The following is a 19,584-nucleotide window of genomic DNA, read 5'->3' as shown; positions in this document are numbered from 1 at the left end:
TAACCCGGTGCAATCGTTTTCGTCTGTAAATCCTCGAAATGATTCGGGCTTTTACATTACATTTTTTTCACAAGGGCATGACCTGACGCTGACACGGCGCTACCTATCTTGGGGGCCATCAGCAGCTCAGGAGACCATTGATAATGGACGGCCCGATCAAACTTGATTTTTCCGAAAAATACGACGATCAACACGCTCAACGATACCTGCGCAAACACCAGGATGGCCTTGGCCGCCGCCTGTCTCACTGGCGTGACGAGCAACTGGCGCGCAAGGCGTTGTCACTGGCCGGTGAGCCGGGGCTGATCCTCGATTTGCCCTGTGGTGCTGGACGTTTCTGGCCATTGCTGGCGGAAAAAACCAATCGTGCGATCATCGGGGCCGACAACTCTGAATCCATGCTGAAGATTGCCATGCAGGCGCAACCTGCCGAGGTGGTGAAACGGGTACAACCCTTGCACACTTCTGCATTCGACATCGCCTTGCCTGATAACGCCGTCGACAGCATTTTTTGCATGCGTTTGCTCCATCACATCGGTGAAGCCGAGCATCGACTGGCTATTTTGCGTGAATTCGAGCGAGTAACGCGTGATAGCGTGATCCTTTCTCTGTGGGTGGACGGCAATTTCAAGGCGTGGAAACGCAAACGCGCCGAGAAAACCCGTGAGCAGGAAGGTTACCAAAATCGATTTGTGTTACCGGCTGCTACGGTTGAAAAGGAATTTGAGCAGGCGGGTTTTCGTATCCAGGAACAACTGGACTTTTTACCGCTCTATGCCATGTGGCGGGTCTACGTATTACGCAAGAGGTAACAGAATGGCAGTGCAATGTGCAGCAGAAACGGAAGTCGCTCCTCAGGACCGCTTCGATTATTTTTGGAATCAGCGCGGTGAATGGGTAGAAGAACCCAACGCCCGTCGCGGTGGAGAAAGCGGTGTGCAGCGCGTCGTGAGCGGCAATGGACAGCTGCTGTACGTTAAACGTCAATCCGGGCATATCCATCGCAGCTTGCTGCACCCGTTCGGTCGGCCGACGGTATTGCGCGAGCGCGATGCGCTCATCGGCCTGAACCTGCTCAACGTTTGCGTTCCAGAAATCGTTTTCTGCGGTGCACAGCGCGATCCGGTGCATAAATGGCGCGCATTGCTGATCACCAAGGCGCTGGACGGCTTCGAGGAAATCGAACACTGGTACGCTGGCGGCGGTCGTGAGCGTCACGGTGAGGCCGTGCATGATCGAGTGTTGAAGGAACTGGCCGACAACCTGGCCCGGATGCACAAGGGCCGCTGGCAGCACAGCTGCCTTTATGCCAAGCACGTATTCGTACGCGTCACCGATGAAGGCGAGGCTGCCAAAGTTGAAGTGGCCTTGATCGATCTGGAGAAATGTCGGCAGCGTTTGACCGCACGGCAAGCGGCGATTCATGACATGAAGCAACTGCGTCGCCACTCGTCGTTCAGCACGACGGACTGGCAAAAACTCGTCTATTTTTATGAGACGGCGTTTGGCAGCGCTATCAAGGGTTTATAGCAATGAAACTCGAAATTGCACGAGGTGTATTTTTAATAGGAGCCTTGGCAGTTGCTTCACTGGCGGTGGCGGCATGGGAGCAGCCCCGCCCGCAGGTCCTCAGTTCCGTGAGCGGTGACGCGCATTGTCCATTGCCACGAGTTGCCAAGGCATCCGTGGCACCCCGCCCCGATCATGATTTATTGCTGTTCATGTTCGGACTTTCTCAAGGACTGAGGCCGCAAAGTTGAACAGATTGAAGCCCAAATAAAAGGCCTCGCTAATGCGAGGCCTTTTTTTTGATTTTAGGGTTTGTCGGGTTTAGCCAGCAACGTGTAAACACACGGCAGCACAAACAACGTAAACAACGTCCCGATCGACATCCCCGTGGCGATCACCATGCCGATGTCGAACCGGCTGACGGCGCCCGCCCCCGTGGCGATGATCAACGGCACCATGCCGAACACCATTGCAGCAGTGGTCATCAACACCGGACGCAGACGAATGGCCGCCGCTTCCTCCACGGCCTCGCGCGGCGTCAGGCCTTTGTCCTTGCGTAACTGGTTGGCAAATTCGACGATCAGGATTCCGTGCTTGCTGATCAGCCCGATCAACGTCACCAGGCCGACCTGAGTGTAGATATTCATGCTCGACCAGCCCAGGAACAGCGGGATCAACGCGCCACAGATCGATAGCGGCACGGTCACCAGAATCACCAGCGGATCGCGGAAGCTTTCGAACTGAGCGGCCAGTACCAGGAAAATGATCGCCAGTGCCAGGGCGAAGGTGACCCACAGCGCACTGCCTTCCTGGACGTATTGCCGTGATGCGCCGGCATAGTCGAAGGCATAACCCACCGGGGCCTCTTCCCGGGCGATCTGGCGCACGGTGTCGATGGCTTCACCCATGCTGACCAGCGGCACCCCGGACAGGATGGCCGAGTTGAGCTGCTGGAACTGGTTCAACTGCCGTGGACGCGCCCGATCGGTCACGGTGATCAGGGTCGACAGGGCCAGCAGTTGGCCTTGGGTGTTCCTCACGTAATAGTTGTTCAGCCAATCAGGGTTATCCCGGAAGGGCCGTTCGACCTGCGCGATGACTTTGTAGCTGCGACCTTCAATGGTGAAACGGTTGATCTCGGCCTCACCCAGCAATGTTGCGAGCGTCCCGCCCAGGTCCTGCATGGAAACACCCATCTGCGCGGCCTTGGCGCGATCGATATCCACCACCACTTCAGGTTTGTCGAACGCCAGGTCAACGTCGACGAAGGCGAACTTGCCGGACTCCATTGCCCGCTTTTTCACCCGGTCGGTCACTTGCAGCAGCGACTCGTAATCGTTGGCTGAGTTGATGACGAACTGAAACGGCAGCCCCTCGCCGGTACCGGGCAGGGAAGGCAGGTTGAAGCCGAAAATCTGCAGCCCGGAAATGCTCTCCAGTTTGGCCTGCACCTCGGGCAGGATCTGCATTTGCGTGCGGCTGCGTTCGTTCCACGGCTTGAGCAGGAAGCCGCCGATCCCCGATTGCACGCCGTTGAAGCCGTTGATCTGAAACGACGAGTAATACTCGGGAAACGTCTTGAAGATCGTGACGAACTCGTCGGTGTAGGTGCTCAGGTAGTCGAGGTTGGCCGGTTGCGGGGCGTTGGCCATCATGAAAATGATGCCCTGGTCCTCGTCCGGCGCCAGTTCCGACTTGGTGAACTTGAGCAGCACGGGAATCAGGCACAGCACGATTACCGCGAACACCAGCACCACCGGCCGGGTGTTGAGGGTGCCGTGGAGCATGCTTTGGTAACGGCGCTTGAGGCCTTCGAAAATCAGGTCCAGACGATGGGCCAGACCGCTGGGATTTTCGTCGTGACGCAGCAGGAAGGCGCACATCATCGGCGACAGGGTCAGGGCGACGATGCCGGAGATCACCACCGCGCCGGCCAGGGTCAGGGCGAACTCCTTGAACAGCGCCCCCGTGAGCCCCGTCAGGAAGCCGATCGGCGCATAGACCGCCGCCAGCGTGATAGTCATCGAGACCACCGGCATGGCGATTTCCCGGGCGCCTTCGATGGCTGCATCCAGCGGTGTCTTGCCTTCTTCGATGTGCCGGTGGATGTTTTCCACCACCACAATGGCGTCGTCCACCACCAGGCCGATGGCCAATACCATCGCCAGCAACGTCAGCAGGTTGATCGAGTAGCCCATCATCTGCATGAAGAACATCACGCCGATCATCGACAGCGGGATGGTGACCACCGGGATCACCACCGAGCGCAGCGCGCCGAGAAACAGGAACACCACCACGATGACGATCAGCACCGCTTCGAACAATGTTTTGATCACCTCGTTGATCGAGGCCTGGATAAACAGCGTGGCGTCGTAGGCGATTTCACCTTTGAGGTTCGGCGGCAGCTGGGCTTCCAGGTCCGGCATGATCTTGCGCACTTCCTTGATCACGTCCAGCGGGTTGGCGCCGGGCGTGGCCTTGATGCCGATGTACACCGAAGGGGTGCCGCCGAAGGAGCTGATCGAGTTGTAGTTTTCCGCACCCATTTCAACCCGCGCTACATCGCTGAGCAGCACGCGACTGTCGCCCTCGACCTTGAGCGGAATCGCGGCAAAGGCTTCGGCGGACTTGAGCTCGGTATTGGCGTTGATGCTGGTAACGACGTACTCGCCTTTCACTTCGCCGGCGGCGGAGAGGAAGTTGTACTTGCGCACTGCATCGGTCACGTCGCTGGCACTCAGGCCGAAACCGGCGAGCTTGACCGGGTCCAGCCACAGGCGCATGGCGAACACCTGGTTGCCGAGAATCTCGGCTTCAGCCATGCCCGGCAGGGTCGCCAGTTTCGGCTGGATGACCCGCGACAGGTAGTCGGTAATTTGCGGGTTGCTCAGCTCCTTGCTGAAGAAGCTGATGTACATCAGCGCCGAGGCGTCGGCGGCTTCCTTGCTCAGCACCGGGTCTTCGGCGTCCTGAGGCAGTTGGTTCTTCACCTCGTTGGCTTTGGCCAGCAGTTCGGTGAACAAGCGGTCGCTGTTGGAGCCGATGCGCGCGTAGATCGAGATCACCGAGAAGTTCTGGCGACTGACCGAGGTCATGTAATCGATGCCTTCGGCACTGGCCAGACTTTGCTGCATCGGTTGGGTGATGTAGCCCTGAATGGTTTCGGCGTTGGCCCCGGGGTAAGCGGTGGTCACCGTGATCAGGGCGTTTTCCATTTGTGGATATTGGCGCAGCGGCAACTTGCTCCAGGCCTGGAAGCCCAGCAGCACAATCAACAGGCTGACCACGGTGGCGAGCACCGGGCGGCGGATGAACGGGTCGGTAAAAGCCATGGGGATTCCTTGATCAGTCCGCACGCGGCGGGCTGTTCTTCTCGGCTAAGGTCTTGTCGTCGCTGATCGCAATGTGTGCGCCGTTGTCCAGTTTGATCTGGCCGGCCGTGACCACTTTTTCGCCGTTCTGCACGCCTTTGGTGATCATCACTTGCCCATCGCGGCGCTCGCCGGTTTCGATGAAACGCCGTTCGGCGATCAGGATCGGTTGGCCCTTATCGTCTTTTTCCAGGCTGCCGTCTTCGGCTTTTTTCTGCGCGACGACATAGAGCGAGTTGCCGTACAGCGTGTAAGCTATCGCACTTTCCGGCACGACGATGCGCGGCTGCGGGTCGGGTAACAACACCTGCAGGCTGGCGAACATTCCGGGTAGCAGCTTGCCGTCAGGGTTAGCCAGGGTTGCGCGGACCTGAACGTTACGGGTGCTGTTTTCGACTTTCGGGTTGATCGCGCTGATGGTGCCGGGGAAGGTTTGTGTCGGGTAGGCCGCGACAATGATCTGCACCGGTTGGCCGAGAGCAATCTTCGGTATCGACTGCTCGGGTACGAAGAAGTCTACATAGAGGCTGCTGAGGTCTTGCAGGGTGGCAATCATGGTGCCACTGGCGAGATAGTCACCGATGTCCACCTGACGAATGCCGATGGTCCCGCTGAACGGTGCGAGCAAGCGTTTTTTAGCCAGTGCCGCGTTGAGCTGATTGACCGTGGCCCGGCTCTTTTTCAGCACTGCCGAGAGCCGGTCGAACTCGCCTTTGGAAATGGCCTGGCTGCCCACCAATTGGCTGCCGCGACCGTAATCGAGCTGCGCCAGACCCAGGTCGGCCTGAGCGGTTTCGAGCAGGGCGGTTTCTACCACGCTATCAAGCAGAAGCAGCGGTTGACCGACCTTGACCTTCTGGCCTGACTCGAACTGCAAATCGATGACGGTGCCGTCGGTCTCCAGGCTCAGATCTACGCCTTGCAGCGCCTTCAGGGTGCCGACGGTGGGCAGGCGGGCTTGCCACGGCCGTTCGGTGGCAGTGGCCACGGCGACACTGATCGCCGGTTTTGGCACAGCAAAGCCCTGAATCATCGTATAGATGGAGAAGGCTTTGTAACCGGCCAGCACCAGCACGATCAGCAAAACAACACCCAACATGATCAGCATGCGGCGACGCAGCATATTTCCACTTCCTTGGAGAAAATCAGGTGAGACAGTCGGGAACATTACTCCGAGTGTGCCGGGGATTCCAACTGGCAGAACTTACAGGTAGGCCTGCATGTCTGCGCGGACGGGATGGAACACAAACCTGTGGCGAGGGAGCTTGCTCCCGTTGGGTCGCGAAGCGGCCCCAAAACCTGCAACATCGGTGTATCAGATACACCGCGTGCAATGGTTTTACGACTGCTTCGCAGCCGAACGGGGGCAAGCCCCCTCGCCACAGTCAGATCAAATGCAGGTGGTTGTCCCAGAGCCCTGCGGGTAGATCGAGGGGTTTTGCTACAAGGCTTGTCTGGCGGCAATCGTAGAACCGGCAGCGTCCTTGACCCGAAGTCACGACAAAGCCATCGGCTACCGCGCCGACCCCGGCGCAATCGGGAAGCGGCGCGTCCAGGCGCACTTCACCGCTGTCCAGGTCCCAGATGAAAAAGCGGTTGCCCCGTGGCGCAGTCAACGCGACCAGGCGCAGTTCGCTGTGTACCGCGACGCTGGCGGTGTAATGCCCCATGGCCTGCAACTGATGCTCAGGCACCGGGAAGGCCACGAACGGCTGACCGGGACGCTTGATCGCCAGCAGCTCCGACGACTCATGGGACGGGCCCATGAATTGCTGGCCGGCGACGATGGTGCCGTCGCTGGCAATCCCCAAATGACGCACGCTGTTCATCTGCTGGGCGAGGGTTTCCTTGCTCAGCAGGGTGCCATCGCGTTGCATCAGGACCAGGCTCGGTTCCATGGCGTTGAGGTTCATCTCGACGCGGCTTTCGGCCTCGGTGCGAATGCCGCCGTTGGCCACCACCAGGGTTTCACCGTCGGGCATCCAGGACACCTGATGCGGACCGACGCCATGAGTCGAAATCTCACCGCTGTGCACCAGCCGCTCACCTTCGAACTTATACACACCGAGCAAGCCGCGCCCCGGATCAGAGGTGTCGTTCTCGGTGGCGTACAGCCAGTCGCCGTTCTTGTGAATCACCGCGTGACCGTAGAAGTGCCGGTTCGGCCGTGAGACCACGGTTTGCAGCAACGTGCCGTCGCGCAGGTCGATCAGGTAACTCTCGGTGCCAGGACGACGGGCGACGAACAGCGCTATCGGCAGCGTCGGGTGGTTGATGATGTCGTGGCAACGCTGGCCGACCTGGGTGGCAAACACCCGGGTGCCGTCAAGCCGGTAACCGACGGCGTAGTGTTTACCGTCGGAATCGTCCCGCGCCGACAGCAGCAGCGGGCTTTTGTCCTTCTGCTTGAACAGCGTCCAGCCGCCCAGTGTCACCGCACCCAGCAGCAAACTACCTAACGTCAAAGCCTGGCGTCGCAGCATGGAACTTGCCCTCATCAGTCACCGTCGTTGGCGTTGAAGCCCAGTTGGATGCCCAGCGCCTTGGCCAGTTCGCCTTCGTGCAGGCGGTGGACGACGTTGAGGCCGTCGTAGATATCGTTGAGTTGCTGGCGACCGGCGTCGTCATTGAGCATCTCGGTTAGCGAGCGCTGGTTGCTGGCGAACAGTTTCAGGGCCGCGGCATAAGCGGCATCGATCTTGTCGGCCAAGGGTTTCTGCTCGTTCGGCAACAGACCGCGCAGGCCTTTGTTGTCGACGCCTTCCCATACCGTTTTGGCGGCGGCGAGGCTGGCTTCGAGGCCGGTCAGGGACGACTGGCTGCGCCATGCATCGGCCTGGAACGGTTGCGGCACACCCTTCGTCTGGCGGCCCATCGGCGTGCCGAGTTTTTTCTTCAGGCTGTCGAGGGCGGTGACTTGCACGCGCAACAGATCGGCGATGGCTTCGTGGGAATCGGCGTAGCGCTGGTTCGGGAATTTGCTCAATTGCGCGAGCATGCCGTCGGTGTTGTTCCAGGTTTTCAGGATCTCTTCTGCCAGCTGTTTCTGACGCTCGCCAATCGCGATCAGCAGCGGGCAGTACTTGGCTTTCTGTTCAGCGTTGGCCACATCAGGCTTGCTGTCGAACAGGATGTATTCGTAGGCGGAAAGGCCTTGAACCACAACGCTGGACTTGGCCAGGGCAGCGGCATCGATCTGCGGCTGTGCGGTGACCAATTGCTCGACCTGACGGCCGACGAGGTTTTTCTTGTCCGGCCAGAACTGCACCTGCCAGGCGCGATTGCCTTCGGCCAGCGGCCCGATCAGCAGCGGTTGCAGCTCGGCCCAGGCTTTCTGCGCGTGCAGGAAGTCGGCGCGGGCGGTGTCGAGGTTTTCCTTGCCTTCGCAGTAGGCCAACGCACTGACGGCCAGTTGGCGATCGGCTTCAACCCAGCGCGTGTAGGTCGGCAGGATCACCGATTTGGCGATGGCTGCTGACGTGACGGCCTGCGGATCCTGAGGCGAACAGGCGCCCAAGGCTAGCGCGGCAAGGCTGGTGAACAACAATTTGGGACGGAACATGTCGGGCTCCCGCTATGGAATACGTATTAAAGGGAATTCAAGAACGCCAGCAACGCAGCGCGCTGCTCGGCATTGAAAGACAAAACCTGTTGCTGCGCCGCCGTTGCTTCGCCGCCATGCCAGAGCACGGCTTCGAGCAGATTGCGGGCGCGGCCATCGTGCAAAAACTGGGTGTGGCCACTGACCGCCTGCGTCAGGCCGATGCCCCACAACGGCGGGGTGCGCCAGTCGCGGCCGCTGGCTTGGAATTCGGTACGGTTGTCGGCCAGACCGTCGCCCATGTCATGCAGCAGCAGATCGCTGTAAGGGCGAATCACTTGATTGGCCAGTTCAGGTTCTGCGGCGTTGGCGGCGGTGGTGTATTTCGGGGTGTGACAGGACTGGCATCCAGCCCGGAAAAACAGATTCTTGCCGGCCAGCACCTCGGGGGCGCTGACATCGCGGCGGGCCGGTACGGCGAGGTTACGGCTGTAGAACAGCACCAGACGCAGGATGTTATCGCTGACTTCCGGCTCGCCATCCGGGCCATTGCCATTCGGTGCCTGTTTGCAGGCGGTTTGCGCGTCGGTGCAGTCGTCGACGGGCCTCAGGCTTGTGGTCAGGCCCATGTCGCCGGAAAACGCATGAACATTTTGTTGATTGAGGTTCGGTTGGCCGGCCTTCCAGCCAAATCGCCCGAGAACGGTTTTTTGCTGCACGTCATCCCAGACCCGGTTCGGGCGTCCAGCGATACCGTTTTTGTCTTTTGCCTGAGCCTCGGCATTGGCCAGGATCGCCTCGTCGGGGATCGCTTCGAGCAGGCCCAGGCCAATCATTGGCGGTGCGACCCTGGCCGAGAAGCGCGTGTCAGGGTGCATCGGGCCATAGCCGAGCTGGGTGATCTGCAACGTCGGCTTGCGCAACTCGACTTCGGTGCCGTCCTTGAAGCGAATCGGAACGGGCGTGTAATCGACGCGCACTTTGCCTTCCGGCACGACACCCGGCACGGACATGTCCTGGAATTGTCCGCCGTAGACCGGCTCCGGGACGACACCGAGCTGCTCGATGACCTTGGCATAGGCCGGCGCATCGGGAATCGACAGGCGTACCAGCATCGACACGGCGTTCTGCGCATCAGGCGTGGGCGGATGACCGCGACCGTCCTTGATGTGGCAGCCCTGACAGGCGTTGGTATTGAACAACGGGCCGAGACCATCCCTGGCGGTGGTGGTCGACGGGGCGATCACCCAGGGGTTGCGGAAGAAGCTGTTGCCAACGCTGAAATCCACCCGCCGTGACGGCGACAGGTTGGCGGATGGCAAGGAAAATGAGTTCTGATCGGTCTTGCGCACGGTTGCGCTGCCAGCGGACCGGGCTTCGCCGGGTTCGGCCTGGGTAAAACGCGGGGCGTCATCGCAGGCACTCAGGCCCAGGGCCAGAAACAGTGCGGACAAGCGAAGAGGCAGCGAGGGCATCAGACATCCTGCAAGACGAGCAAAACAAGGGGCGCAAAGTCTAACAGGGCAGGGGAGATTGAATAAGAGGAATTATCGTTTGGTTGATGTAGCGCAGGGTTTTGCGATGATCATCAGGTTAATCACAATCCCCTGTGGGAGCGGGCTTGCTCGCGAAAGCGGTTTGTCAGTCACCAATAATGTTGAATGTGACGGCGCCTTCGCGAGCAAGCCCGCTCCCACATTTTGATCTGCGTTACGGCCAATAAAAAGGCGACCCGAAGGTCGCCTTTTTATTCAGCCAGCGTTGATCAGAATTCGTGATCAGCGTTGTCCGGGTTCAGGTCACTGATGCCCAGTTTGCCAGCGGCGGCTTCGATCGAACCGGTCTGCTTGACCAGGGAGGCGATAGCGTCGCGGACGATCTGGTTACCAGCGGTGTTGCCGGCGGCGATCAGTTGGTCGTAGTGCTCGCCTTTGTTGGCGTGATCAACCATGACCTGAAGCTTGGCTTCGGTGGCGGCCAGGTCGGCTTTGAGCGCGGTGTCGGCAGCCGGGTCAGCCTTGGCCACCAGGGACGACAGGCTGGCGCCGGTCATTTTGGTGCCGTCGACGCGGGTGTATTCGCCCAGGTACACGTTCCGAATACCTTTGGCATCGTAGAAGTGCGAGTTGTGGGTGTTGTCGCTGAAGCAATCCTGTTCGTCTTCCGGCGAGTTGGCTTCCAGGGAAACCTTCATGCGCTCGCCCGCCAGTTCGCCCAGGGACAGGCTGCCCATGCCGAACAGCATTTTGCGCAGGCCGGATTCAGCTGGCTCGGCTTCCAGGGTGGCGCGGTAGTTGTCGGCCACATTCGGCTTCCAGTTACCGACCATTTCTTCCAGGTCGTTGACCAGCAGTTGGGTCACGGACTTCAGATAAGCGCGACGACGATCGTTATGACCGCCGGTTGCGCCTTTGCCTTCCAGGTAGTCGGAAGCTGGACGGTTGCCGGCACCAGGGCCGGTGCCGTTCAAGTCCTGGCCCCAGAGCAGGAATTCGATAGCGTGGTAGCCGGTGGCGACGTTGGCCTCGGAACCGCCCAGCTCGTTCAGGCTGGCGAGTTTTGCCGGGGTGATGTCTTTCACGTCGACCTTGTCTTCGCCGACCTGAACCTGGGTGTTGGCGATGATGTTGGCCGTGGCGCCCGGGTTACCCAGTGCGTGCTCGTAGGATTTGTCGACGTAGTCGATCAGGCCTTCGTCCAGTGGCCAGGCGTTCACCTGACCTTCCCAGTCGTCGATGATGGTGTTGCCGAAGCGGAACACTTCGCTCTGCAGGTAAGGAACGCGGGCAGCGATCCAGGCAGCCTTGGCAGCTTTCAGGGTGTCGGCGTTCGGCTTGGCGAGGAAGGCGTCGACGGCGGATTGCAGGGTCTTCGCGGTGGATTCGGCATCGCTGTAAACGGCGAAGACCATGTCGGCGTAATGCGCGACAACGGCTTTGGCGGCGGCTTCGTCGACTTTACTAACAGCGGCAGGCGCAGCAGCCGGGGCCGTGGTGCTGGCGGCCGGCGTCGGTGCTTGCGCAGCGACAGCTTTGTCTTTGCCTTCGCCACAACCGGCGAGGGAAATAGCGATGGCCAACAGACTGGCGGTAGCCAGAGGCATACGAATCATGGCGAACATCCTGCTTCGAGAGGGGTGGAATGGCGCAGCAAGCGCGCAAAACTGCGACATAATGCAAATCTTTCGCATTATGTGTAAAGGGTGCAGGTGGAAATATTTCTTATTCGCGCGGGGGTTATGTCGTGGATCAAGAGAACGCAGCCTCGTTTCACTCGACAGCTGCTACAGAGTGAAACGAGGCTGCGATTTTCGGATCTCTACAAAATAGCGGCGTTACTGCGCTGGGCCTGTTTCAGATACGCGCTCAATTCCCGCGCCGGCAGCGGCTTGCTGTAGAGATAGCCCTGACCTTCGTGACAGCCCTCGGAGATGATGTAGGCCTCTTGTTCGGCGGTTTCCACGCCTTCGGCAATCACCTGCATGCCCAGGCTCTTGCCCAGCTGGATGATGGCCCGAACGATGGTCGCATCGTCGTCGTCATCGAGCAGGTCCTGAACGAAACTCTTGTCGATCTTGATCTTGTCCAGCGGCAGGCTTTTCAGATAACTCAATGACGAGTAACCGGTGCCGAAGTCGTCGATCGCGATCAGCGCACCGGAGCGGCGCAGGCTCAGCAGGTGCTGGGCGGCCGTGCTGATGTCTTCCATCAGGCCGGTTTCGGTGACTTCCAGCTCCAGGCTGCGCGGTGGCAGGCGGTACATCTGCAGGAGGTTGTTGACCACCCGTGGCAACTCGGCGTGGTGCAGCTGCACCGTGGACAGATTCACCGCCATGCGCAGGTCGACGAAACCCTGGTCATGCCAGTCGCGCAATTGCTTGCACGCCTGATCCAGCACCCATTCGCCGATGGCGATGATGGTGCCGTTCTGCTCGGCCAAGGGGATGAACAAGTCCGGCGGAACCAGCCCGTGCTCGGGATGCTGCCAGCGAATCAGCGCCTCGACACCCACCACGCGGTGATCGCGATAGCTGATCTGCGGCTGGTAGACGAGGTAGAACTGGCCTCGGGCCAAGGCGTCGCGCAGGTCTTTTTCCAGCTCGCGACGGCGGCGCATCTCGGTGTCGACGCTGGCGATGTAGAACTGATAACGGTTGCGTGAGCGAGTCTTGGCCAGGGTCATGGTCTGCTCGGCTTTTTGCAGCAGCTTCTCGGTGCTGTCACCGTCCTCGGGGAACAGGGTGATGCCGATGGTGGCACGCAGGCGAATCTCTTGATGATCGAGGGCAAATGCCGCTTCCAGGTCATCGAGAATGCTTTGGGCCAGTTCGGCCGCTTCGTAGGGTTGTTCGATGTCGGCCTGAACCAGGGCGAACTGGTCGCCGCCGAGACGGGCGAGGGCGCCAAGGCGTCCGCTGTGAGCGCGCAGGCGATCGGCCAGGGCCAGCAGCAGTTGGTCGCCGGTCTGGTAGCTGAATTGTTCGTTGATGCCCTTGAAGTCGTCCAGGCCGACCACCAATACCGCGACCCGACGTTGCAACCTGCCGGCGTCTACCAGGATTTTGTCCAGTTGCTGCTGCAATTGCTGACGGTTCGGCAGGCCGGTGAGGAAGTCGTACTGGGCCATGCGTAGCAGGCTGTTTTCCGCTTCGTGGCGCAAATGGGTGTTGCGCTCGATGGACTCGAGCAACTGGTTGGCGGTGTTGATCCAGATCCCCAGCTCGTTCTTTTCATGCCCCTTGAGCAGCGGGATTTTGTGTTCGCTGGGGCGATCCGGATTGATTTCCGTGAGGTGTTCGATGATCCGCGACAGCGGCTTGGTCAGCAGCCAGTGATAGACCAGGTACAGCACCAGCCCCATGGCCATCGCACGCAAAACGCCGGAGATGAAGATGATCACCGAACTGACAATGAAACCCTGGCCGTAGGTGGCAGTGTCGAGGGTGATGCTCAAGTCGCCGTAATACTCGCTGTAAGGACCGCGACCCACCAGTTGGGTGGTGAAGGTGCGTTCCTTGCCGAGGATCAGGTCGGTCAGCCAGCGACTGTCGGAATGCTGCAACTCGCGAGACTTTTGCGCGAGCATGGCTTCGTTGGGATGGCCAATGGAGGCCTTGCGCACAGCATCGTCCTGAAACAGGCCTTCGATCACCTGCATGCCCATTTCCCGGTCCAGGCTGTAGACGGCCTGGGTCGAGGGGTCGCGGAACATGTCGAGGATGCGTTGGGCATCGCTGGCCACGGCCTGGCGTGTTTTATAGGCATCGAAAACGATCTGCGCGCAGCTCAAGACCACGCCAACGATCAATGCCGACAGGAGCACGACCCGGAGCAACTTCACCGACAAGCTGTTCTTGAGTTCCAGCTTCAAAGAGTCATTCCTTGTTCCGTGCGGGTAGCGTCAAGTTGCCATGAGTATTGGCAATCCGGTGATGGCAGTCAAAGGGACAATCAATCACATGGGGTTTTGCCTGTAGCTTGGCCGAAATGCTGTGGTTTGGACTATTTGCGCTATTTGTACTGTGTCGGTTGTTGGGGCCTTCAACTTGAGGAGGATTGGGACATATTTTCTGTTTGATTGATGTTAGACGGCTGTGGCGTTGGGGCAAGGGTTCGCTGGGGGGATTTGGTCTGGTGTGTATATCCATTTCTGCGGTAACGGCTGCTAATGGTTTCGCCCTTACGGCCAGCCCTTTCAAGGTCTTTGATAAAATCCCCCAAAACTCCAGTCAGGGTGACGAAAGCGATGTGGGCAGAAGTTCTAGCGCGGTTTGAGAAAAAAACACCGGCCAGTGTCATGACAAGAGTGATACTGGAGCAGGCTGTTCCTGCCGAATGGGTCGATCAGGTGTTCGAAGAACATCGTCAGCGGCAATACCCGCGTGAGCTTCTGTTCTCAACCATCGTTGAACTGATGTCCCTTGTTTCATTGGGCTTGCGACCATCGCTACATGCTGCTGCACGGCAGATGGAGGATCTTCCCGTCAGCTTGGCGGCGCTGTATGACAAGGTCAGCCGCACAGAACCTGCGCTGCTGCGCGCCCTGGTCACCGGCAGCGCAGAGCGCTTGGCCCCGACGATAAAAGAGCTGGGGCACTCAGCCATTTTGCCGGGCTGGCAACTGCGGGTCGTCGACGGCAACCACCTGCCTTCCAGCGAAAAACGCCTGGGCGCTTTGCGCCGTGAACGGGGGGCCGCCCGGCCTGGTTTTTCAGTAGTGGTTTACGACCCCGATCTGGATCAGGTCGTCGATCTTCAGCCCTGTGAAGATGCCTATGCCAGTGAGCGCGTCAGCGTTCTGCCGTTGCTGGAAAAAGCCTGTGCGGGGCAGCTGTGGATGGCTGATCGACTCTATTGCACGCTCCCCGTCATGGACGCCTGCGAAGAGTCCGGAGCCTCGTTCATCATTCGCGAACCGAGCAAACATCCACGCCTACTTAAGGAAAGCGACTGGCAGGAGTCTGTCGCGGTCGGGGCAGGCAGCGTGCGCGAGCAAATCATCGAAGTTAAAGGTGGTCGCCAGTGGCGGCGTGTCGAACTGAATCTGCAAACCCCCACCGAATCTGGCGACACCACGCTGTTGTTCTGGAGCAACTTGCCCGACTCCATCAGTGCCGAGCAAATCGCCGATTTGTACCGCCGTCGCTGGAGCATCGAAGGGATGTTCCAGCGCCTGGAATCGGTGCTGGACAGCGAAATCGAAACCTTGGGCAACCCTAAGGCCGCCCTGCTGGGATTTGCGTCGGCCGTGTTGGCTTACAACGTCTTGGCCGTGCTCAAGCGCAGCGTTGAACAGGCTCATCGCCAGACCCTGCCCGACGATTGGGAAGCATCGATTTTCCACCTGACGGTACAGGTACGCAGCGGTTACGAGGGTATGCAAATAGCTCTGCCAGCAGAGCACTCATCCATTCCGATCCCCGCAGGAGGGCTGGCTCAGTACCTGCTTGCACTCGCTCGAAACATCCAGCCCAAAGCGGTCGTCAAGAGCAAACGAGGTCCGAAGGTGCCCAAAACAAAGGAGTGGCTTGAAGGCAAAGCCGCGAATGCCCACGTGTCGACGGATCGGGTGCTCAAGGCCGCTAAAGTCAAAAGACCTTGAAAGGGCTGGCCCTTACGGCGACTCCCTTTGGCAAACGCCCCAAAGGAAGCAAAGGTCTCGCCCCGAGCGTCCGGCCCCTCGCTTAGGCTCGGCGTTCCTTCGCTCCGGCATTCATCTGGGGGCATCGCCTCCGGTCGGCTTCGCTTCGACCTCCTCTCGATGTGTTCGACTTCGTCGAACGGCGCTGCGCGCCTTCCCCCCAGATGAACACCTCCACTCAGCCTCCCGAAGGGGCGGGTGGATCAAGATCAAGGGCTGCAGGCGAGCTAACGCTCGGCCTGTTGAGTGGTGAGAAGCAGAAGGCGAACACCGATCCCCCTGTGGGAGCGGGCTTGCTCGCGAAGGCGGCCTGACAGCCGACCAATCTCTTCCTGCCAAACATCCAATCCCTGTGGGAGCGAGCTTGCTCGCGATGGCGGCCGTACAGGCAACGGATGCGTCCGTTTAAACAGCGGTAAAAAAACCAGACCTTTCCCACGAGGTTTTCAGGTTGCCCGTAGGAAGCGGGTTCAATTACCTTTTGGTTGTCGCTGAAAACTCAGCGATCGGGTGTGAGAACCCGGCAAGTCATAGTCATCCATCGCCAGTATCCGCATAATTGCCGCCAGCTTATCTGCTGCATATGCGTTATGGCGGCTGTGTGCGGGCAGACTTCGGTCTGGCCGGGTGTCTATGACCGGTTTCTCACCTCGCACATAGCTGCCACCTCTTCGTCGCGTGAGAAACGGCGAGGGAATGGCACCCAACATCATAGGCATTCCCTTGGATAAATTAATCCCCGATCCCCCCTTCAACAGCTCCAAACCCTACAACCCCAGCCCCATGTTCCTGATCTCCCCGGACATGAACACCGAAACCCTCCTGGCACACGCCTGTGAGTCATTGGCCTCGGCAAGTGTTCTGGCCAGCGACTTTGCCACCTACCTGACCGGCTCCCAGCGCAGTACGGCGTTGGCCATCGTGCAGATCGTCATGTTGGCGGACTTAGCCGTTAATCGGGCGTTGGATATCGTCGACCCGCAGGAATAGGCGTTCAGTCAGTTCTACCGCGTCATCGTTCTTCGTCGGAACGCCGCCCGGAGCAAGCCCGCTCCCACATTTGAAATGTATTCCCCCTGTGGGAGCGGGCTTGCTCGCGAAGACGGCCGGACAATCGACACATTTTTCATGGATGTACCCGCTTCCTGGACTTTCCCGAGCCCATAAAAAAACCCGGCAAAAGCCGGGTTTTTTTGACTGGCGTCGATCTTAAGCGGTGAAGGTTTTGCCTTCGAACTGCTCAGCCACGAATTTCCAGTTGACCAGGTTCCAGAACGCTTCGACGTATTTTGGACGAAGGTTGCGGTAGTCGATGTAGTAAGCGTGTTCCCAGACGTCGCAGGTCAGCAGCGGGGTGTCGCCGTTGGTCAGCGGGTTGCCGGCGCCGATGGTGCTGGCCAGGGCCAGGGAACCGTCAGCCTTTTTCACCAGCCAGCCCCAACCGGAACCGAAGGTGCCGATGGAAGTCTTGCTGAACTCTTCCTTGAACTTGTCGAACGAACCGAAGGCTGCGTTGATCGCGTCAGCCAGTGCGCCGGTTGGTTGACCGCCGGCGTTTGGCGCCAGGCAGTTCCAGTAGAAAGTGTGGTTCCAGACCTGAGCGGCGTTGTTGAAGATGCCGCCCGAGGAAGATTTGACGATTTCTTCCAGAGTCTTGCCTTCGAACTCGGTGCCTGGCACCAGGTTGTTCAGGTTCACGACGTAGGTGTTGTGGTGCTTGTCGTGGTGGTATTCCAGAGTTTCCTTGGAAATGTGCGGCTGCAGGGCATCGTGTGCGTAAGGCAGCGGCGGCAATTCGAAAGCCATGATGATTCTCCTAATCAGGTCAGTTGCGGTGAGCGCAAGGCCGATCACGGGCGGCCAGACAAGCGCCGGGGAGTTTGTACTCTTTGCGGCGCATCGGATCGGATCATAGCACCGGGGGTGCGGCATAACCACGCAACAACTGTGTGGAATAGAGGTTCCAGAGCCTTTTGGAATAATCAGCTGGCGACGATTAATTGAAACGCCACGGTGAACATCATCACTGCCACCAACAGATCAAGGATTCGCCAGGTACTTGGCCGAGCCAACCATGGCGCCAACCACGCCGCGCCGAGCGCCAGGGTGAAAAACCACAGCAACGACGCACTGGCCGCGCCCACGACATAAGCGCCGGGCTCGGTTTGTTGGGCGCCGAGGGAGCCGATCAGCAGCACGGTATCCAGATAAACGTGCGGGTTAAGCAGCGTTACGGCCAACGCGCTGAGCATCACCGCGCGCAGCGAGCGCACCGTTTGGTTTTCGCCTTGTTGCAGGCTCTGTTTCGAGCAGGCCCGACGCAACGCCAGGCTGCCATACCAAATCAGAAACGCCGCGCCACCCCAGCGGGCGACTGCCAACAACGTCGGGTTCTGCGCCAGCACCGTCGCCAGGCCGAATACCCCGGCGGCGACCAGCAAGGCATCGCAGGTCACGCAGAGTGCCGCCACGGGCAGGTGATGTTCGCGTCGAAGGCTCTGAGCCAACACAAACGCATTCTGAGTGCCGATCGCCATGATCAGCCCCGCGGCCACCAACAGGCCGTTCACATAGCTTTGCCACATAAGATGTTTACTCCGCGTTGGCCGCCAGATCCCGCAGCACGTGCAGGGCGCGTTCGGCATCGGCCTGGCCGACGAATAAATGGTCGTGGTAATAGCCAGCGATCACGTTGCAGCTGATGCCGGCCTGGCCTAATGCTGTGGCGAACGCGGCGGTCAGGCCGACGGCTTCGAGGGCCGAATGCACGTTCAAGGTGATCCAGGCCGCGACGTAGTCGAAACTGAAACCGGCCTTCTCGGCGTGGGAGCGTTCCAGAATCACCGTCAGACCTTCCTGCTCGCGGAAGCTGCCGACAATCTCAAGGTCTGCCGGCAGCTTGCCGTCGCGCAGGGTGCAGAACACGTATTCGCCGACGTTGAGTTGCGGGCTCATGCTGCGCAGCAAGGTTGCCAATGAAGTTTCGCCAGCCATGTCGATGATCCTTGTTGAAGAGTTCTTGCTGGCCATTCTCTGGTGCCAGGCTGTATAAGAAAAATCAATCATGCTGATCGCTCATTAGGAAAACTGATGTTCGACTATAAATTGCTTTCTGCCTTGGCCGCGGTGGTCGAGCAGGCCGGGTTCGAACGTGCGGCTCAGGTGCTCGGCTTGTCACAATCGGCGATCTCCCAGCGCATCAAATTGCTCGAGGCGCGAGTTGGCCAACCGGTATTGGTGCGGGTGACACCGCCGGCCCCGACCGAAATCGGCCGACGGCTGCTCAACCATGTGCAGCAGGTGCGTTTGCTTGAACGGGACTTGCAAACACTGGTGCCGGCACTCGACGAAGAAGGTCTGCCGGAACGTCTGCGCATCGCTTTGAATGCCGACAGCCTCGCCACGTGGTGGGCCGTGGCGGTCGGGGATTTTTGTGCAGAACAGCATTTGCTGCTCGATCTGGTGGTCGAAGACCAGACCGTCGGCCTCAAACGCATGCGCGCCGGTGAAGTCGCGGCGTGCGTCTGCGCCAGCGAGCGCCCGGTGGCCGGCGCGCGCAGCGTATTGCTGGGGGCCATGCGCTACCGTGCGTTGGCCAGCCCGGCCTTTATCGCCCGGCATTTTCCTGAAGGTGTACGCGCCGATCTGTTGTCGAAAACGCCCGCACTGGTGTTTGGCCCGGACGATTTCCTACAGCATCGCTACCTCGCGTCCCTCGGCGTCGATGGCGGATTCGAACACCATCTATGCCCCTCGTCCGAAGGCTTCATCCGCCTCACGGAAGCGGGACTCGGTTGGGGCCTGGTGCCTGAACTGCAGGTGCGCGAGCAACTGGAACGCGGTGTATTGGTAGAGCTTTTGCCCGATAAGCCGATCGATGTGCCGCTGTACTGGCATCATTGGCGCAATGGCGGTCAGTTGCTGGGGTTACTCACCGATCAGTTGGTGCGTTCGTCGAAGCAATGGCTGGTGCCGTTGGACTGACGGGCAGCGTCAAGACCTCACGCAATACGCAAAACGAAA

The 19,584-nt window shown here is 59.6% G+C and carries 16 protein-coding genes; 6 read left to right on the top strand and 10 right to left on the bottom strand.

Translation table 11 applies throughout. The features are described 5' to 3' along the window. Positions 1–143 precede the first annotated feature (143 nt). From ACSQ87_RS25820 to ACSQ87_RS25810, 3 genes are read left to right on the top strand one after another with little or no spacing between them, the layout of a single operon-like run. On the top strand, positions 144–812 hold the full coding sequence (locus tag ACSQ87_RS25820) for a class I SAM-dependent methyltransferase (RefSeq protein ID WP_223430254.1): 669 nt from the start codon (positions 144–146) through the stop codon (positions 810–812). A 4-nt stretch (positions 813–816) separates the two neighbouring features. Beyond that, positions 817–1,530, top strand: coding sequence for a lipopolysaccharide kinase InaA family protein (locus tag ACSQ87_RS25815; protein ID WP_436274663.1), 714 nt, complete (start codon positions 817–819; stop codon positions 1,528–1,530). Positions 1,531–1,532: 2 nt separating this feature from the next. Beyond that, positions 1,533–1,760 (top strand): hypothetical protein, encoded by a 228-nt coding sequence (locus ACSQ87_RS25810; protein WP_223430256.1) that lies wholly within the window; start codon positions 1,533–1,535, stop codon positions 1,758–1,760. A 54-nt stretch (positions 1,761–1,814) separates the two neighbouring features. On the opposite strand, the gene ACSQ87_RS25805 is transcribed toward ACSQ87_RS25810, so the two are convergent. The 7 genes from ACSQ87_RS25805 to ACSQ87_RS25775 all read right to left on the bottom strand — a co-directional run bounded on the left by ACSQ87_RS25805 (position 1,815) and on the right by ACSQ87_RS25775 (position 13,791). Beyond that, positions 1,815–4,841: a multidrug efflux RND transporter permease subunit gene (locus ACSQ87_RS25805; RefSeq protein WP_223430257.1), complete on the bottom strand. Its 3,027-nt coding sequence runs from the start codon at positions 4,839–4,841 to the stop codon at positions 1,815–1,817. A gap of 13 nt (positions 4,842–4,854) precedes the next feature. Next, positions 4,855–6,003: an efflux RND transporter periplasmic adaptor subunit gene (locus ACSQ87_RS25800; RefSeq protein WP_436274662.1), complete on the bottom strand. Its 1,149-nt coding sequence runs from the start codon at positions 6,001–6,003 to the stop codon at positions 4,855–4,857. 262 nt (positions 6,004–6,265) lie between these two features. After that, the gene (locus ACSQ87_RS25795; RefSeq protein ID WP_436274661.1) at positions 6,266–7,363 is read right to left on the bottom strand and encodes a DUF1513 domain-containing protein; all 1,098 of its coding nucleotides are present in this window, start codon (positions 7,361–7,363) and stop codon (positions 6,266–6,268) included. 14 nt (positions 7,364–7,377) lie between these two features. Then, entirely contained in the window at positions 7,378–8,442 is a 1,065-nt protein-coding gene (locus ACSQ87_RS25790; RefSeq protein WP_436274660.1) for an imelysin family protein, read from the bottom strand. 26 nt (positions 8,443–8,468) lie between these two features. Beyond that, the gene (locus ACSQ87_RS25785) at positions 8,469–9,896 is read right to left on the bottom strand and encodes a di-heme oxidoredictase family protein (RefSeq protein WP_436274659.1); all 1,428 of its coding nucleotides are present in this window, start codon (positions 9,894–9,896) and stop codon (positions 8,469–8,471) included. A 290-nt stretch (positions 9,897–10,186) separates the two neighbouring features. After that, complete coding sequence (locus ACSQ87_RS25780) at positions 10,187–11,533, bottom strand: imelysin family protein (protein WP_436274658.1); 1,347 nt, start codon at positions 11,531–11,533, stop codon at positions 10,187–10,189. 206 nt (positions 11,534–11,739) lie between these two features. Then, positions 11,740–13,791: a putative bifunctional diguanylate cyclase/phosphodiesterase gene (locus ACSQ87_RS25775; RefSeq protein ID WP_283189013.1), complete on the bottom strand. Its 2,052-nt coding sequence runs from the start codon at positions 13,789–13,791 to the stop codon at positions 11,740–11,742. Positions 13,792–14,217: 426 nt separating this feature from the next. Between ACSQ87_RS25775 and ACSQ87_RS25770 the strand changes: the two genes are divergently transcribed. Next, positions 14,218–15,522 (top strand): IS4 family transposase, encoded by a 1,305-nt coding sequence (locus ACSQ87_RS25770; RefSeq protein WP_436273568.1) that lies wholly within the window; start codon positions 14,218–14,220, stop codon positions 15,520–15,522. 762 nt (positions 15,523–16,284) lie between these two features. Beyond that, positions 16,285–16,551 (top strand): DUF6124 family protein, encoded by a 267-nt coding sequence (locus ACSQ87_RS25765; RefSeq protein ID WP_436274657.1) that lies wholly within the window; start codon positions 16,285–16,287, stop codon positions 16,549–16,551. Positions 16,552–16,770: 219 nt separating this feature from the next. Here ACSQ87_RS25765 and ACSQ87_RS25760 read toward each other — a convergent pair whose 3' ends face one another. From ACSQ87_RS25760 to ACSQ87_RS25750, 3 genes are all read right to left on the bottom strand, one after another. Then, the gene (locus tag ACSQ87_RS25760) at positions 16,771–17,367 is read right to left on the bottom strand and encodes a superoxide dismutase (protein WP_095133215.1); all 597 of its coding nucleotides are present in this window, start codon (positions 17,365–17,367) and stop codon (positions 16,771–16,773) included. A gap of 176 nt (positions 17,368–17,543) precedes the next feature. After that, a complete protein-coding gene (locus ACSQ87_RS25755) occupies positions 17,544–18,146 on the bottom strand; it encodes a LysE/ArgO family amino acid transporter (protein ID WP_223430266.1) in 603 nt (200 codons plus the stop codon). A 7-nt stretch (positions 18,147–18,153) separates the two neighbouring features. Then, complete coding sequence (locus ACSQ87_RS25750; RefSeq protein WP_436274656.1) at positions 18,154–18,555, bottom strand: ACT domain-containing protein; 402 nt, start codon at positions 18,553–18,555, stop codon at positions 18,154–18,156. Positions 18,556–18,651: 96 nt separating this feature from the next. On the opposite strand from ACSQ87_RS25750, the gene ACSQ87_RS25745 reads away from it, so the two are divergent. Further along, on the top strand, positions 18,652–19,545 hold the full coding sequence (locus ACSQ87_RS25745; RefSeq protein WP_008156078.1) for a LysR family transcriptional regulator ArgP: 894 nt from the start codon (positions 18,652–18,654) through the stop codon (positions 19,543–19,545). Positions 19,546–19,584: the final 39 nt, after the last annotated feature.

Source organism: Pseudomonas sp. LjRoot277 (genome assembly GCF_964253845.1).
In the GTDB taxonomy this organism is placed as follows: domain Bacteria; phylum Pseudomonadota; class Gammaproteobacteria; order Pseudomonadales; family Pseudomonadaceae; genus Aquipseudomonas.
Note: the sequence above shows the minus strand (reverse complement) of the source record. Positions and strands in the feature narration are given on the sequence as shown.

Bases quoted from the DNA above. Each gene is read 5' to 3' on its own strand.
- ACSQ87_RS25820 (WP_223430254.1), top strand. From the start codon at position 144: ATGGACGGCCCGATCAAACTTGATTTTTCCGAAAAATACGACGATCAA.
- ACSQ87_RS25815 (WP_436274663.1), top strand. From the start codon at position 817: ATGGCAGTGCAATGTGCAGCAGAAACGGAAGTCGCTCCTCAGGACCGC.
- ACSQ87_RS25810 (WP_223430256.1), top strand. From the start codon at position 1,533: ATGAAACTCGAAATTGCACGAGGTGTATTTTTAATAGGAGCCTTGGCA.
- ACSQ87_RS25805 (WP_223430257.1), bottom strand. From the start codon at position 4,841: ATGGCTTTTACCGACCCGTTCATCCGCCGCCCGGTGCTCGCCACCGTG.
- ACSQ87_RS25800 (WP_436274662.1), bottom strand. From the start codon at position 6,003: ATGCTGCGTCGCCGCATGCTGATCATGTTGGGTGTTGTTTTGCTGATC.
- ACSQ87_RS25795 (WP_436274661.1), bottom strand. From the start codon at position 7,363: ATGCTGCGACGCCAGGCTTTGACGTTAGGTAGTTTGCTGCTGGGTGCG.
- ACSQ87_RS25790 (WP_436274660.1), bottom strand. From the start codon at position 8,442: ATGTTCCGTCCCAAATTGTTGTTCACCAGCCTTGCCGCGCTAGCCTTG.
- ACSQ87_RS25785 (WP_436274659.1), bottom strand. From the start codon at position 9,896: ATGCCCTCGCTGCCTCTTCGCTTGTCCGCACTGTTTCTGGCCCTGGGC.
- ACSQ87_RS25780 (WP_436274658.1), bottom strand. From the start codon at position 11,533: ATGATTCGTATGCCTCTGGCTACCGCCAGTCTGTTGGCCATCGCTATT.
- ACSQ87_RS25770 (WP_436273568.1), top strand. From the start codon at position 14,218: ATGACAAGAGTGATACTGGAGCAGGCTGTTCCTGCCGAATGGGTCGAT.
- ACSQ87_RS25760 (WP_095133215.1), bottom strand. From the start codon at position 17,367: ATGGCTTTCGAATTGCCGCCGCTGCCTTACGCACACGATGCCCTGCAG.
- ACSQ87_RS25755 (WP_223430266.1), bottom strand. From the start codon at position 18,146: ATGTGGCAAAGCTATGTGAACGGCCTGTTGGTGGCCGCGGGGCTGATC.
- ACSQ87_RS25750 (WP_436274656.1), bottom strand. From the start codon at position 18,555: ATGGCTGGCGAAACTTCATTGGCAACCTTGCTGCGCAGCATGAGCCCG.
- ACSQ87_RS25745 (WP_008156078.1), top strand. From the start codon at position 18,652: ATGTTCGACTATAAATTGCTTTCTGCCTTGGCCGCGGTGGTCGAGCAG.